This is a genomic window from Teichococcus globiformis (assembly GCF_042646265.1).
GTDB lineage: Bacteria > Pseudomonadota > Alphaproteobacteria > Acetobacterales > Acetobacteraceae > Pseudoroseomonas > Pseudoroseomonas globiformis.
The window spans coordinates 490,766-504,671 of the sequence record NZ_JBHRTN010000004.1 but is presented as its reverse complement, the minus strand read 5'-3'; the positions used below and the strand labels follow the sequence as shown (position 1 = coordinate 504,671).

Here is a 13,906-nt window from a genome sequence, read left to right as displayed (position 1 = left end):
CCGCATGGCCCTGACCGAGATGCAGAAGATGCTGGCCGGCTCGCTCTACGATCCGGCGGATCCGGAGATCCAGGCGGCGCAGGCCGAGGCCAAGCAATGGATGGCGCGCTACAACGCCGCCCTGGCCGCCTCCGCCGCAGAGCGCCGCGCCCTGTTGCGGGAGCGCTTCGCCGAGGTGGGCGACGGCGCGGTGATCCGCCCGCCCTTCCACTGCGACTATGGCTCCAACATCCGCCTCGGAGCCGGGAGCTTCCTGAACTTCAACTGCGTCATTTTGGATGTGGTGGAGGTCGAGATCGGCGAGGCGGCACAGATCGGGCCGGGGGTGCAGATCCTGACCGCCGACCACCCGCGCGACCAGGAAGGGCGCGAATCCGGGTTGGAATTCGGCCGCCCCGTCCGCATCGGGCGGCATGCCTGGATCGGCGGCGGCGCCATCATCCTGCCCGGCGTCACCATTGGCGAAGGGGCGGTGATCGGCGCCGGCAGCGTGGTGACGCGGGACGTCCCGCCGGGCGCCACGGCCTTCGGCAATCCGGCGCGGGTCAAAGGGGGCGGCTGAAGGCCCCCCTATGGCGGCGGCGGGAATGGGGCTCATATGGCGGGCACGCAACCGGAACGGAGCTTCTCCGCGATGACCGACCTTTCCGCCTTTCCGATCACCCGCCGCTGGCCGGCGCAGCATCCGGACCGCATCCAGCTCTACTCCCTGCCGACGCCCAACGGGGTGAAGGTCTCCATCATGCTGGAGGAGACCGGGCTGGCCTACGAGCCACACACGATCAACATCGGGGCCAATGAAAGCTGGACGCCGGAGTTCCTGTCGCTGAACCCGAACGGCAAGATCCCGGCGATCATCGACCCGGACGGGCCGGGCGGAAAGCCGTTGGGACTGTTCGAGTCCGGGGCGATCCTGCTTTATCTGGCCGAGAAGACGGGGAAGCTGCTGCCGGCCGACGCGGCACGGAGGATGGAAGCCATCCAGTGGGTGTTCTTCCAGATGGGGGGCATCGGGCCGATCTTCGGGCAGCTCGGCTATTTCCATAAGTTCGCCGGGCGGGAGATCGAGGACAAGCGGCCGCTGGAACGCTACCGCGCCGAGTCGCAGCGCCTGCTGGGGGTGCTTGAAACGCGGCTCGAGGGACGGGACTGGATCATGGGCGACGAATATTCCATCGCCGACATCGCCAGCCTGGGCTGGGTCCGCAACATCAACGGCTTCTACGGTGCCGGCGAGCTGGTGGAATGGGACAAGCTGAAGCGCGTGCCGGCTTGGCTGGAGCGCGGGCTGGCGCGGCCGGCGGTGCAGCGGGGGCTCGAGATCCCGAAGCGGCCGTGACGGCGCGGCGGGCGGGGGCGGCGCCCCCGCCCCGCCAGCGGTTCACGGCCGGACGAGGGGGGGTGGCTCAGGGACGGCGGCGCTTACGGCGAGGCGCTGTTCCGGTTCTTGGTCCAGATAGCCTTCCACATAGATGCGGCGGATCAGCATCAGACCCAGCGCCGCCAGCGGTGTCGCCAGCATCATGCCCAGAAAGCCGTAGAGCAGGCCAAAGGCAACCAGTGCGATAATGGTGGCGGCTTCCGGCAGGTTCACCTTCTGCTTCTGCACGTAGGGGGTGATCAGGTAGCTCTCCACCGACTGCACGGCGATGTAAACGCCGATCACCGCCACTGCCGTGTTGAACCCGCCGGCCATGCCGAGCAGCACGCCGGGCACCGCGGCGATCACCGGGCCGATGGTGGGAATAAAGGTCAGCACGGCCGAGATGACGCCGAGCACGAGCGCCAGCGGCACGCCGACCAGCCACAGGCCGAGGGCAGTGAGCAGCCCGACCACGGCCATGGACACCATCTGCGCTTCCAGCCAGTTGCGCAGCGTGACCGCCGCCTCATGCGCCAGTTCGCCGGCGCGGGGGCGCAGCGAGGGGGCGAACAGCGCCACGATGCCGCGGCGGTAGAGATCCGGATCGATGGCGAAGTACAGGGCGAGGAAGCCCACCAGAACCACGTTGGCGAGGGCACCGAAGGTGGTGTTCAGTGCCGAAAAGGCAGAAGAGCCGCCGCCCGAGGGCAGACGCAAATTCTCCACCTGCAGGCTGTCAAGCAGTTGCCGGCCCCAGGAATATTGCGAGATGCGGTCGGCCAGGTTGCCGGCGGCGATCGGCACCTGCCGCCAGAGCTCGCTGAACTGGGCCGCCATGGGGTCGGCGGCCAGCAAAACGAACAGGGCGGTGAGCAGCAGCAGCAGCAGCACGAACAGCCCGACCCCGAGGCCGTTGGAGATGGGCAGCAGGCGGCGGATCTGGGCGCTGCCACCATACAGGAACACGCCCAGCAGCGTGGCGGCGAACACCAGCAGCGGCACGTCGGGCACCAGCCAGAGCAGCAGCAGCAGCAGCCCGGCGAAGGCCGTGGCGGAGACGGTGCGGCGGGTCATGGTATGGCACTCCGCTGGTGGTGCCGCGCCGGATGGCGGGGCCGAGTAGTCGGCCAAGGCCGCGCTTTCGATGCGGAAAGAAGCCGCCAGGAGCCTTGGGGTTGCGCACCCATCCCCGGGGCCGGGGGACGATGGCGCCGGGTGTCATCCTTGTGCCTCCTTGCGTGGCCTCTTGCGTCCGGGCGCGTCCCCGCCTATCCGGCGCGGGAACCAGCCGAGCCGCGCCCGCCCGGGCGTTACCTCAGCCATACCGCGAAGGAAGCCCCCATGGCCGTCGAGCGCACCCTGTCGATCATCAAGCCGGATGCCACCCGCCGCAACCTCACCGGCAAGATCAACGCCAAGTTCGAGGAGAAGGGCCTGCGCATCGTGGCGCAGAAGCGCGTCCAGCTCTCGCAGGCTCAGGCCGGCGCCTTCTACGCCGAGCACAAGGCGCGCCCGTTCTACAACGACCTGGTGTCCTTCATGACCTCGGGCCCGGTGGTTGTGCAGGTGCTGGAAGGCGAGAACGCGATCGCCGCCAACCGCGAGATCATGGGCGCCACCAACCCGGCCAACGCCGCCGAGGGCACCATCCGCAAGGAATTCGCCGAGAGCATCGAGGCGAACTCGGTGCATGGCTCGGACGGCGCCGAGGCTGCGGCGCGCGAGGTGTCCTTCTTCTTCGCCGGCACCGAGATCGTCGGCTGAGGCCGCAACCCGGGTAAACCTCCCCGGGCAAAGAAAAAGGCGGCCCCGCATGCTGCGGGAGCCGCCTTTTTTAATGCGCCCGTTTTCCGGACGGGCGCGCCGTGCCCGGTGCCTACCCCCAGATCAGGTAGATCACCAGCAAGAGCACGATGATGGCGCCGATGCCCCATTTGCTGGCCAGGATGAAGGCATCCCAGCCGCCGGTGCGCTCGGCCAGGATATCGTCCGACTTCACCTCGACGAAATCGATCTGCTGTGGTGCCTCGGCCATGGGTTTCCTCTGCGGTGGCGATGTTGCGCCGGAGTTTGAAGAGGTGGCGGCGGCGGGGCAAGGGGCGAGGTGGTGGAGGCGCCGTTGACAGGCTTTCGGCACCCCTCCTACCGTTGCCGTGGCTGTCGGCCGAATCAGGGTCGGCAGCGCCATGACGCGCTGAGGCGCGCCTGGCGGGAGGTCGGATACACCAGGGATCCGTTCAGCGCGGCGCCAGAACAGGGTGCCGCCCGCGCGAGGTCCCGGTCTGCCGCCGCCGCCACGCGCGGCCTGCCCAGAACGTCGCCCAGGGAGAGAAACGCGTCCATGTCGCCACCGGTCGAGCGCATCCCCAGCAACGAGGCGCTCCCCGCCAGCGCAGATGCGGTGGTGATCGGCGGCGGCATTGCCGGCGTCGCCGCGGCGTATCACCTGGCGCGCAAGGGGCATTCCGTGGCGCTGGTGGAAAAGGGGCACATCGCTGGAGAGCAGTCCAGCCGCAACTGGGGCTGGTGCCGGCAGCAGAACCGAGACGAGCGGGAATTGCCGCTGATCCGATACAGCCTGGAGCTCTGGGGCAGGCTGGCGGAAGAAACCGGTGCCGATCTGGGATTTCGCCGCACCGGGCTGCTCTATGTGACGGACAAGCAGAGCGACCTCGACGAGTGGGAGCGGTGGATCGATCTGGCACGCGGCTACCAGGTGCACAGCCGCATGCTGAGCGCGGCGGAGGCGCAGGCGATGACGCCGGGCTTCAGACAGCGTTGGCTGGGCGGGGTGCATTCACCCACCGATGGCAAGGCCGAGCCCTCAAAGGCGGCGCCGGTGCTGGCCGAGGCGGCGCGGCGGCTGGGCGTCACCATTCATCAGGGCTGCGCGGTCCGGGGGCTGGAAACCACCGGCGGGCGGGTTTCCGCGGTGGTGACGGAGAAGGGGCGGATCGCCACGGGCAGCGTGCTGTGCGCAGCTGGGGCGTGGTCCTCGCTGTTCTGCCGGCAGCTGGGGATCGACCTGCCGCAGGCCGGTGTGCGCTCCACCGTGTTCGCCACCGGACCGGCGCCGGAGGTGATCGCCGGCGGCCTGTCCACGCCGAGCTACGTGATCCGCCGGCGCCTGGATGGCGGGTACACGGTGGCGATTCGTGGACGCGGTCGGCTGGAGCTCACCCCGCAGGGGCTGCGTTACGCCAGGCGGTTCTGGCCGATCTACCGCAAGCGGGCCGCGGGCGGCGTCAGCATCCGGGTGAGCGATTCCTTTCTGCGCGGGCCCGAGGCGCTGGGCGGATGGGGCAAGGACGGCACCACGCCCTATGAGCGCACGCGCGTGCTGGACCCCGGCGCGGACGGCGCGGTGGTGCGGGAAGCGCTGACGGCCCTGCGCGCTGCGCATCCGCAACTTGCCGGGGTACAGGTCTCGCATGCCTGGGGAGGGTGGATCGACAACACGCCGGACGCCATCCCCGTCATCTCGGCCGTGGAAAAACTGCCGGGCTTCTTTCTGTCCACCGGGTACAGCGGGCACGGCTTCGGAATCGGGCCGGGGGCAGGGCGGCTCGCGGCAGACCTGATGGCCGGCGATGCGCCGGTGGTCGATCCCCATCCCTTCCGCTTCAAGCGGCTGCATGACGGCTCCCCCCTGCCGCCAGGACCAATGTAGCGACAACGAGTCGCGGCAACCACGCGGCACAGGATCCGGGTGCAACTCAAGAATCCGTGAACAACCATGTGGATAATAGCAGGAAAGTCTTGAGGATCAGTGGCTTGGTCAGTGCATAAATTCGCCTAAGGGTTGAGGTTTGGCTCTGGCAACGATGACGGGCGGGGCACGTTCGCCAGCAGATCGGGTGAACCTCCCGCACGGCCACCCGGCGCCACGTACCGACGAAAGGCAACCCCCATGCCGATGACGCTTCACGGTTCCTGCCGCTGCGGCGCAGTCCGCTTCTCGGTGGAAAGCCACACCCCCTATCCCTACCAGCGCTGCTATTGCTCCATCTGCCGGAAGACGGCGGGCGGCGGCGGCTATGCCATCAACATCATGGGCGTGGCGAAGACGCTGAAGGTGCAAGGCAAGCCTGCCATCTACCATGCCGAAATCTGCGACGAGAATGGCGCGCATTGCGAGGTGAGCAGCGGAGCCCGTCATTTCTGCGCTGGGTGCGCCTCCGCGCTGTGGATGTCCGATCCGTCCTGGCCGGAGCTGGTGCATCCCTTTGCTTCCGGCATCGACACCGAACTGCCGGCCCCGCCTTCCCGCGTGCATCTGCTCCTGCGCGACAAGGCTGCCTGGGTGGAGCCGCAGATCGGGCCTGAGGATGCGTGCTTCGACGGCTATCCCGAGGAGTCGATCGAGCAATGGCACCGTCAGCGCGGGCTGTGGCTCGAGTGAAGGCCGCGGATGCTCGCGATGGCGGCGGCGAAGCACTATGCTGGTGGCCTTGTGCGCCGCAGGGGGACAGCCACCGGACCATGCCTGTGTTCTCGGTTCGCCACCTGACCGAATACCGTTATGCCCGCCCGGTCGGCTTCGGCGAGCACCGGCTGATGTTTCGCCCGCGCGACAGCCATGACCAGCGCCTGATCGAGGCCAGCCTGCAGGTCGAGCCGGAGCCGGTGGGAACGCGCTGGATGCATGACGTGTTTGGCAACTCGGTGGTGCTGCTGCGCTTCGCGGGGATGGCGGAGCGTCTCCGCTTCGAGACCCGCATCCAACTGGAGCACGCGCCTTTCTCGGGCCCGGAGTTCCGCACTGACGAGGCGGCGCTGCATTACCCGGTGATCTATGCGCCGGACGATATGCCGGATCTCGCCCAGTGCATCGAGCGACATCACCCCGACCCCGCGGATGAGGTGGGCCGCTGGGCCAGGCAGTTCGCCCCGCCCGGACGGCGAACGGAGACGGGGCGCCTGCTGATGACGTTGTGCTACGCCATCCGGGAAAGCTTCACCTACGGCCGCCGGGCCGAGATGGGCACTCAGCCCCCGCTGACCACGCTGCGGACGCGGCGCGGCACCTGCCGGGACTTCGCGCTGTTCATGATGGAGGCGGTGCGGGCGCTGGGCTTCGCCGCGCGCTTCGTCAGCGGCTACATCTACGTGCCGGAACGCGACGGCTCCGCCGTGCTGGGCGGCGGCTCCACCCATGCCTGGTGCCAGGTCTACCTGCCAGGGGCGGGGTGGGTGGAGTTCGATCCCACCAACGGCATTGTCGGTAACCGGGATCTGATTCGCGTGGCTGTGGCGCGGATGCCGGAGCAGGCGGTGCCGCTGGCCGGAAGCTATCACGGGCTGGCCGCCGACTCCCTGGGCATGGAGGTGCAGGTGAACGTGACCACCGCCGGAACCGGGCCGCAACCGTAGCTCCGGGGCGGCGTTGACGCCGTTGATCCCGAGAGCGTTCACAGACATTGACGGAGTGAGGATGAAGATCCGTGCCGGCTTCGCCATCGCCTATCAATGCCCGCAACCGGTGCCGATGCTTTTGCTGCTGAACCTTCATCCCAGCCGCCGCGCCGACCTGCTGACGCCGCAGCGCCTGCATTTCGACAAGCCGGTGACCGTCTTGGATTACCGTGACGGCTTCGGCAATGATTGCACGCGGATCGTCGCGCCGCCCGGCCTGCTCACCATCTCGACCAGCTTCGACATCTACGACCACGGGCAGCCGGACGCGGTCAACTGGAACGCCGCACAACACGAGGTGCAGGACCTGCCGGACGATGTGCTGGTGTACCTGCTCGGCAGCCGTTACTGCGACACCGACCGGCTCGCCGACTTTGCCTGGGCGCAGTTCGGGCAGACGCCGACGGGATGGGCACGGGTGCAGGCGGTATGCGACTTCGTGCACAATCACATCCGCTTCGACTACCAGTTGGCGGATGCGACGCGCACGGCGCATGACGGGTTCCAGCAACGCGTGGGCGTATGCCGGGACTTCGCCCATCTGGCGATCACCCTGTGCCGCTGCCTGAACATTCCGGCGCGGTACTGCACCGGCTATCTGGGCGATATCGGTGTGCCGCAGGTGCCCTACCCGATGGATTTCTCCGCCTGGTTCCAGGTGTATCTTGGCGGGCACTGGCATACCTTCGACGCGCGACACAACACGCCGCGCATCGGCCGCATCCTGATGGGAACGGGGCGTGATGCGACGGATGTCGCTCTTTCAACGCAATTCGGCCCGGCAACGCTGGCGCGGTTCGATGTGATAACCGACGAGGTTCACTGAGGGCGCGCGGCGCCCGTTCAGGACAGCATACGCGTGTCGCCGTCGACGCTGATGGCCTGGCCGGAGATGGTGCGGCCCCGTGGCGAGGCGAGGAACAGGATCTGGTCCGCCAGCTGCTGCGGCGTCACGTAGTCCTTGATCGAGGTGAATGAAAAGGCCAGGCGCTCCATCTCGGCGAAGGCGACGCCGCGCTGCTGCGCCTTGGCCTCCAGCACGCGGCGCTGGCGATCGCCGGCGACCAGGCCGGGCAGGATGGCGTTGACGCGGATGTTGTCGTCGCCCAGCTCGATCGCCAGCGACTTGGTGAAACCGATCACGCCCCATTTCGCCGCGGCATAGGGCGCGCGCAGCGCGAAGCCATGCTTGCCCGCCGCCGAGGACAGGTTGGTGATGCTGGGGTTGGACGAATTCCGCAGATGTGGGATGGCGTGGCGCGCGCAGTTGAACTGGCTGGACAGGCAGACGTCGAGGCAGCGATCCCAATCCTCGGGGGCGATTTCCTCGACCCGGCCGGTCGGGCCGGCGATGCCGGCATTGTTCACCAGAACGTCAAGCCCGCCGCCGAGATGGCGGAGCGCGGCGTCGAACATCCGGGCGACGTCGGCGCGGTCGGCAACATCGCAGCGGGTGCGGCCGATGTCGGCGGGCAGGGTGGCGAGCCCGGCCTCGTCCACGTCGCAGGTGAAGACGCGGGCGCCTTCAGCGGCGAAGGCTTCCGCCACCGCGCGGCCGATGCCGGCGGCGCCGGCGGTGACGAGAACACGGGCATGCTGAAGTTGCAGGTCCATTGCGGTGCTTCCTCCTGTGTGGCGCGGCTTAGCCTTCCGGCAGCCCACCCTTCTCGATAATGAACTCGGCGGCGCTGGCGATGTCCTCGGCGATCGCGTCGCGCGCCGCATCGGCATCGCCGGCGCGGATAGCGCGCAGAGCCGCGGCATGGCAGCGCAGCGCGTGGCCTGCGGAGAGCCGGTCGTTGCTGTGTCGCAGGTCGAGGTTGATCACCGGACCGGCCTTCAGCCACAGCCCGCCAATCACCTCCAGCAAGGTGGGCAGTCCGGCGGCGGCGTAGATGGCGAAATGGAAGTCGCGGTTCAGCGCCACGGCGACGCCGAGATCCGGATCCGGCCGAGCCGCCCGCATGGCCTGCTCGGCAGCGTCGATGCGGTTGAGCTGCGCGGCGCTGCGGCGGGTGGCGGCCAGCGATGCCGCCCAGCCCTCAATGCCGCCGCGCGTCACCGCCAGCTCCTGGAACTGGGCGCGGGTGAGCAGGGGGACGCGCACCGCGCGGTTGGGTGCCACCTCCAGTGCGTGGTCGGCGATCAGGCGGGAGACGGCCTCGCGCACCGGCATGACCGAAACGCCAAGTGCCTCGGACAAGTCGCGCAGCGACAGCTTCTCCCCCGGTGCGACGCGCCCGGAGACGAGCAGTTCGCGCAGATGCGCATAGGCCGCTTCGGCAAGGGTGCGGCGTTGCAGCTGCGGAAGAGTGGTGATGGCGTGGTTCACGCAATCGGCTCTGGACAATTCCGGACGATTGCGCAAGCCTGACTGTGATCACAGATCACGGCAAGGGCAAAATCAGGCCCGGCCGAGGGAAGGAACAAACAGGAATGACCGATCTTCCGCGCATCACGCGGCGGGCTGGCCTGCTGGGCGCCGCCGCCCTGCTGGCTGCGCCAGCCATCTCCTACGGCCAGTCCGACGCGCTGCGCATCGGGCACCTGACGCCGCGCACCGGGTTCCTCGGGCCGCTGGGCGAGTTCGCCGTGCAGGCGGCGCAGCTGGCCGCCGACGAGGTGAACGCGGCCGGCGGCATTCAGGGACGCAAGCTGGAGATGCTGTTCGAGGACAGCGTCAACCCGCAGACCGCCTCGGCCAAAGCCGAGCGCTACATCCAGCGCGACAAGGTCGCCTGCATCGTGGGCGAGATCAATTCGGCCTCGGCGCTGGCGATCGGCCAGGTCGTGCAGCGCGAGCGTGCGCTGTTCATCAACACCGGTGCCAATTCCGATGCGCTGCGCGGCAGCGATTGCCGCCGCATGATGTTCCACATCGAGGGCCAGAACTCGATGTACGTGAAGGCGGTCGGCCGCGCACTGGTGCAGCAGGGGCTGATCAAGGGCAAGCGTGCCTACGCCCTGACGGCTGACTACGCCTTCGGCCATGACCTGCTGCACGTCGCCAAGCGGTTCATCGCGCAGAACGAGGGCACGGTCGGCAACGAGGACCTGATCCCGACCGACCTGACCGATTTCTCCCCCTTCCTGCTGAAGCTGCGGCAGGCGAGGCCGGATGTTGTGGTGGCCAATCTGGCGGGCGCGCAGATCACCAACTTCCTGAAGCAGTACACCGAGTACGGGCTCCGCTTCCCCGTCGCCGGCTTCGGCTTCGACACGGCACTGGCCTGGGGTGCGGGGTCGGGCAACTTCCTCGGCACCTGGCCGACCATGTGGCATCACCGGCTGGAGAACGCGGCGGCCAAGAAGTTCACCGCCGATTTCCGCGGCCGCTTCGGACGGCCGCCGGAGAACCAGGCCTGGGGCGACTACAATGCCGTGAAGATCATCGCGCAGTCGATGAACGAGGTGAAGAGCGTCGATGCCGTGCAGGTGATGCAGCACCTGGAGAAGGGCGCCAAGTTCAACGTGCTGAAGGACCGCGAGAGCTATTTCCGCGCCAGCGACCACCAGATCATGACGGAGATGTACGCGATCACCGCCTTGCCGCCGGCGCAGCAGAAAGACCGGTTCGACATCTTCACCTCCTCGCCTGGCATTCCGGGGTCGGAGGAGCCGCTGGAGGCCATCGCCTCCACGCCCGAGGAGGCGAGCTGCACCTTCCCGTCATGACCGCGTGCGGGCCGGACGAACCGGCCCGCATCCCGCCGCGCCGGAGGAGTGCCGGAATTGGAAATCGTGTTTCTGCTGGAGCAGGTCCTGAATGGCCTGCTGATCGGCGCCTATTACCTGTTGATCGCGCTGGGGCTGTCGCTGATCTTCAGCCTGGGCGGCATCGTGAACCTGGCGCATGGCGCCTTCTATGCTATCGGCGCCTATCTGGCCGTGGCGCTGGCGCCGCATATCGGTTTCGGCGGCGCCTTTGTCGCGGCGCCGGTGCTGGTCGCGGTCCTGGGCCTGCTGATCGAGCGCTTCCTGCTGCGGCGCTTCTACCGGGCTGACCCCATCCTGTCGCTGCTGCTGACCTTCGGCCTCGCCATGGTGGCCGAGCAGTCGCTGCGCATGGTGTTCGGCGCACCGCCCTTGCCCTTCGCCATCCCCGACATGTTTCGCGGCCAGCTGATCCTGGGCGAGTTCATCTTCTCGCAATACCGGCTGATGATCCTGTGCGTGGCGGTGCTCTGCGTCGCCGGGCTGTGGTTTCTGCTGCAGCGGACGCATTTCGGCCGCGTGGTGCGCGCCGGCGTGCAGAACCCCGACATGGTGGGCGCGCTGGGCATCTCGCTCAGGCCCTACATGTCGGCGGTGGTGGCCATCGCCGTCGGGCTTGCCGCGCTGGCGGGCGTGATGCTGGCACCGGTGACGGGGGTGCACCCGGCAATGGGGGCCGAGATCCTGACCTTCGCCTTCGTGGTTGTGGTGATCGGCGGGCTGGGCTCGTTCTGGGGCGTGGTGGTCGCGGCGTTGATCGTGGGGGTGGTGCGCGGCATCGCCGCCTTCTACTTCCCGCCGGCCACCGAGGCCTCCGTCTACATGCTGATGCTGCTGGTGCTGCTGCTCAGGCCGCGCGGGCTGTTCGGCGAACGCATCGTGAAGTTTGAGTGAGCGACATCATGGAACGCGATTTCAAGCCGCTTCTGATCGCGCTCGCCGCGCTGGTCATCCTGCCCTTCATCCTGCCCGCGCTGGGGCTCACCATGCTCTCGGCCACCGACGTGGTGATCTACGCCATCGCGGTGATGGGGCTGAACATCCTGGTCGGACATACCGGCCTCGTTTCCTTTGGGCACGGCGCCTGGTTCGGCATCGGCGCCTATGCCACCGGCATCATCCAGCGCCACCTGTTTCCAGGCGACATGGTGCTGCCCGCGATCGGCGCGCTTCTGGTGGTGACGGTGCTGGCGACGCTGGCGGGCTCGCTGATCCTCCGGCGGCGGGGCGTGTACTTCTCGCTGCTGACCCTGGCGCTGACCGCCATGCTGTTCACCATCGCCTATCGCTGGACGGCGCTGACCGGCGGCGAGAACGGCTTCGGCGGCATCACCCGCTACGAGTTCCTGGGCCAGGCGCAGAGCTACTACATCCTTGCCGCGGCGATCGGCTTCGGCGTGCTGGTGGCGTTGTGGAAATTCCACGGCTCGCCGGCCGGAACCGTGCTGGTGGCGATCCGCGAGAACGAGCAGCGGGCGCGCTTCATCGGCTACAGCACCAACCGCTACAAGTTGATGGCCTATGTGCTTTCGGCCGGCGTCACCGCCCTGGCCGGCGTGCTGTCCGCCTACAACCACCGCTTCGCCTCGGCCGAGCCGATGGCCATCGCCTTTTCGGGCGAACTGCTGGCGATGGTGGTGATCGGCGGGATGCGATCCTTCCTCGGGCCGGCCCTCGGCGCGCTGTTCTACATCCTGTTCCGCGAATTCCTGTCGATGTACACGGCCAACTGGCTGCTGGTCTTCGGCCTGCTCTTCGTCGGCTTCATCGTGTTCTCGCCGGACGGCCTGGTCGGCGTGGGCAAGCGGCTGCTCGCGCCGTTCCGCAAGGTGGCGACGGAGGATGCGGCCATGTCGGCCCGCAAGGCCGTGGCGCCGGAGCCGGTGCCGCCGCGCTTCGTCCGGCCGGGCACGGCGCAAGGGCCGGTGCTGGTGGCGGACGGGCTGAAGAAGAGCTTCGGACGCATCCAGGCGGTGAAGCGGGCGGATTTCGCCGTGGCCGACCGCAGGCTGCATGCGCTGATCGGGCCGAACGGCGCCGGCAAGACATCGGCCTTCAACCTGCTGTCGGGCATGTTCCCGCCGGATGGCGGGCGGGTCATGCTGGATGGTGCCGATGTGACCGGCTTCTCGCCGGAGCGCATCACGCGGGCAGGGATCGGGCGCAGCTTCCAGATCACCAACCTCTTCCCCGGCCTTTCCATCGCCGAGAACCTGCGGCTGGCCGTGCAGGCGCGGCATCCGGCCCGGTTCGGGCTGTGGCGGGGAGCACAGAGCTACCCCGACATGGCGGAGGACACGCAGGTGCTGCTGCGCTGGATGGGCCTCGGCGGGATCGAGCGCGCGGAGGCCGGCGCGCTGTCCTATGGCGGGCAGCGGCTGGTGGACATGGCGGTGGCCGTGGCGACCCGCCCGCGCATCCTGCTGCTGGACGAGCCGCTGGCCGGACTCGCCACCGCCGAGCGGGCACGTGTCGGCGAACTGATCAAGCGGGTTTCGTCCGACATCCCGGTGCTGCTGGTGGAGCACGACATCGACCGCGTCTTCGCGCTGGCCGACCATGTCACCGTGATGAACGATGGCGAGGTGCTGGTGGACGGCACGGTGGAGGATGCGCGATCGGATGCGCGGGTGCAGGCGGTCTACCTGGGCTCGGGCAATGCGGCCATCGCGGCGAAGCCGCGGGCATCCGCCGTCGTGGAGAAGGAGCTGCTGCGGCTGGACGGCATCAACACCTTCTACGGCAAGAGCCACATCCTGCAGGGGGTGACCATGCAGTTGAAGCAGGGCGAGATCCTGGCGCTGCTGGGCCGTAACGGCGCCGGCAAGTCCACCCTGCTGAAGAGCATCATGGGCATCACGCGGCCGGCCTCGGGCAGCATGATGCTGGCAGGAGAGGAGGTGGCGGGGCTGCCATCCGACCGCATCGCGCAGCGGGGCGTCGGCTTCGTGCCGCAGGGCCGCGGCCTGTTTGCCGGGATGAGCGTCGCCGAGAACCTGATGCTCGGGCGGCTCAAGCGACGCACCGGTGCCGGCAGTCACTGGGAGGAAGAGAAGGTGCTGGAGGTGTTCCCGCGCCTGAAGCAGCGCTGGCGCACGCCTGCCGACGCGCTGTCGGGCGGCGAGCAGCAGATGGTGGCGGTGGCGCGGGCGCTGTCGGGCGATACGCGGTTGCTGCTGCTGGACGAGCCGTTCGAGGGGCTTTCGCCGGCCGTGACGGAGGAGCTGTTCGAGGCCTTCGACAAGTTGCGCCGGGACATCTCCATCATCATCGTGGACCACAACCTCGACCTGGCGCTGGCGCTGTCGGACAGCACCGTGGCGCTGGAGCGCGGCGCGGTGACCTGGACGGGCGAGAGCCGCCTGCTGCGGGAGGATCTGGAGCTACGGCGCAAGGTGCTGTGGCTGTGAGGGA

General features: G+C 68.4%; 14 protein-coding genes. 10 read left to right on the top strand and 4 right to left on the bottom strand.

The genetic code is table 11. From position 1 onward, the window contains the following. The first annotated feature begins 4 nt into the window (after positions 1 to 4). The gene (locus ACFOD4_RS04230) at positions 5 to 562 is read left to right on the top strand and encodes a sugar O-acetyltransferase (RefSeq protein WP_456316865.1); all 558 of its coding nucleotides are present in this window, start codon (positions 5 to 7) and stop codon (positions 560 to 562) included. 72 nt (positions 563 to 634) lie between these two features. Further along, positions 635 to 1,339: a glutathione S-transferase N-terminal domain-containing protein gene (locus ACFOD4_RS04225; RefSeq protein ID WP_379594657.1), complete on the top strand. Its 705-nt coding sequence runs from the start codon at positions 635 to 637 to the stop codon at positions 1,337 to 1,339. Between the two features lie 42 nt (positions 1,340 to 1,381). Here the strand turns inward: ACFOD4_RS04225 and ACFOD4_RS04220 are convergent, their stop codons facing one another. Next, entirely contained in the window at positions 1,382 to 2,437 is a 1,056-nt protein-coding gene (locus tag ACFOD4_RS04220) for an AI-2E family transporter (RefSeq protein ID WP_379594655.1), read from the bottom strand. Positions 2,438 to 2,704: 267 nt separating this feature from the next. Here ACFOD4_RS04220 and ndk point away from each other — a divergent pair, with 267 nt between their 5' ends. Then, the gene (ndk, locus tag ACFOD4_RS04215; RefSeq protein WP_379594653.1) at positions 2,705 to 3,127 is read left to right on the top strand and encodes a nucleoside-diphosphate kinase; all 423 of its coding nucleotides are present in this window, start codon (positions 2,705 to 2,707) and stop codon (positions 3,125 to 3,127) included. A 112-nt stretch (positions 3,128 to 3,239) separates the two neighbouring features. Here the strand turns inward: ndk and ACFOD4_RS04210 are convergent, their stop codons facing one another. Then, positions 3,240 to 3,398, bottom strand: a complete 159-nt coding sequence (locus ACFOD4_RS04210; protein ID WP_379594651.1) for a preprotein translocase subunit SecE — start codon at positions 3,396 to 3,398, stop codon at positions 3,240 to 3,242. 306 nt (positions 3,399 to 3,704) lie between these two features. Here ACFOD4_RS04210 and ACFOD4_RS04205 point away from each other — a divergent pair, with 306 nt between their 5' ends. The 4 genes from ACFOD4_RS04205 (at position 3,705) to ACFOD4_RS04190 (ending at position 7,604) form a co-directional block, all read left to right on the top strand. Further along, the gene (locus tag ACFOD4_RS04205) at positions 3,705 to 5,033 is read left to right on the top strand and encodes an NAD(P)/FAD-dependent oxidoreductase (protein ID WP_379594649.1); all 1,329 of its coding nucleotides are present in this window, start codon (positions 3,705 to 3,707) and stop codon (positions 5,031 to 5,033) included. A 240-nt stretch (positions 5,034 to 5,273) separates the two neighbouring features. After that, on the top strand, positions 5,274 to 5,765 hold the full coding sequence (locus ACFOD4_RS04200; RefSeq protein WP_379594647.1) for a GFA family protein: 492 nt from the start codon (positions 5,274 to 5,276) through the stop codon (positions 5,763 to 5,765). An 80-nt stretch (positions 5,766 to 5,845) separates the two neighbouring features. After that, positions 5,846 to 6,736 (top strand): transglutaminase family protein, encoded by an 891-nt coding sequence (locus ACFOD4_RS04195; protein WP_379594645.1) that lies wholly within the window; start codon positions 5,846 to 5,848, stop codon positions 6,734 to 6,736. A 61-nt stretch (positions 6,737 to 6,797) separates the two neighbouring features. Beyond that, the gene (locus tag ACFOD4_RS04190; RefSeq protein ID WP_379594643.1) at positions 6,798 to 7,604 is read left to right on the top strand and encodes a transglutaminase-like domain-containing protein; all 807 of its coding nucleotides are present in this window, start codon (positions 6,798 to 6,800) and stop codon (positions 7,602 to 7,604) included. A 17-nt stretch (positions 7,605 to 7,621) separates the two neighbouring features. Here the strand turns inward: ACFOD4_RS04190 and ACFOD4_RS04185 are convergent, their stop codons facing one another. Next, positions 7,622 to 8,392, bottom strand: coding sequence for an SDR family oxidoreductase (locus tag ACFOD4_RS04185; RefSeq protein ID WP_379594641.1), 771 nt, complete (start codon positions 8,390 to 8,392; stop codon positions 7,622 to 7,624). Positions 8,393 to 8,420: 28 nt separating this feature from the next. Next, positions 8,421 to 9,110, bottom strand: a complete 690-nt coding sequence (locus tag ACFOD4_RS04180) for a GntR family transcriptional regulator (RefSeq protein ID WP_379594639.1) — start codon at positions 9,108 to 9,110, stop codon at positions 8,421 to 8,423. A gap of 104 nt (positions 9,111 to 9,214) precedes the next feature. Between ACFOD4_RS04180 and ACFOD4_RS04175 the strand changes: the two genes are divergently transcribed. From ACFOD4_RS04175 to ACFOD4_RS04165, 3 genes are all read left to right on the top strand, one after another. Beyond that, positions 9,215 to 10,453: an ABC transporter substrate-binding protein gene (locus ACFOD4_RS04175; protein ID WP_379594637.1), complete on the top strand. Its 1,239-nt coding sequence runs from the start codon at positions 9,215 to 9,217 to the stop codon at positions 10,451 to 10,453. A gap of 66 nt (positions 10,454 to 10,519) precedes the next feature. Beyond that, complete coding sequence (locus ACFOD4_RS04170; protein WP_379594729.1) at positions 10,520 to 11,386, top strand: branched-chain amino acid ABC transporter permease; 867 nt, start codon at positions 10,520 to 10,522, stop codon at positions 11,384 to 11,386. A gap of 8 nt (positions 11,387 to 11,394) precedes the next feature. Further along, complete coding sequence (locus ACFOD4_RS04165; protein ID WP_379594635.1) at positions 11,395 to 13,902, top strand: branched-chain amino acid ABC transporter ATP-binding protein/permease; 2,508 nt, start codon at positions 11,395 to 11,397, stop codon at positions 13,900 to 13,902. Positions 13,903 to 13,906 lie beyond the last annotated feature (4 nt).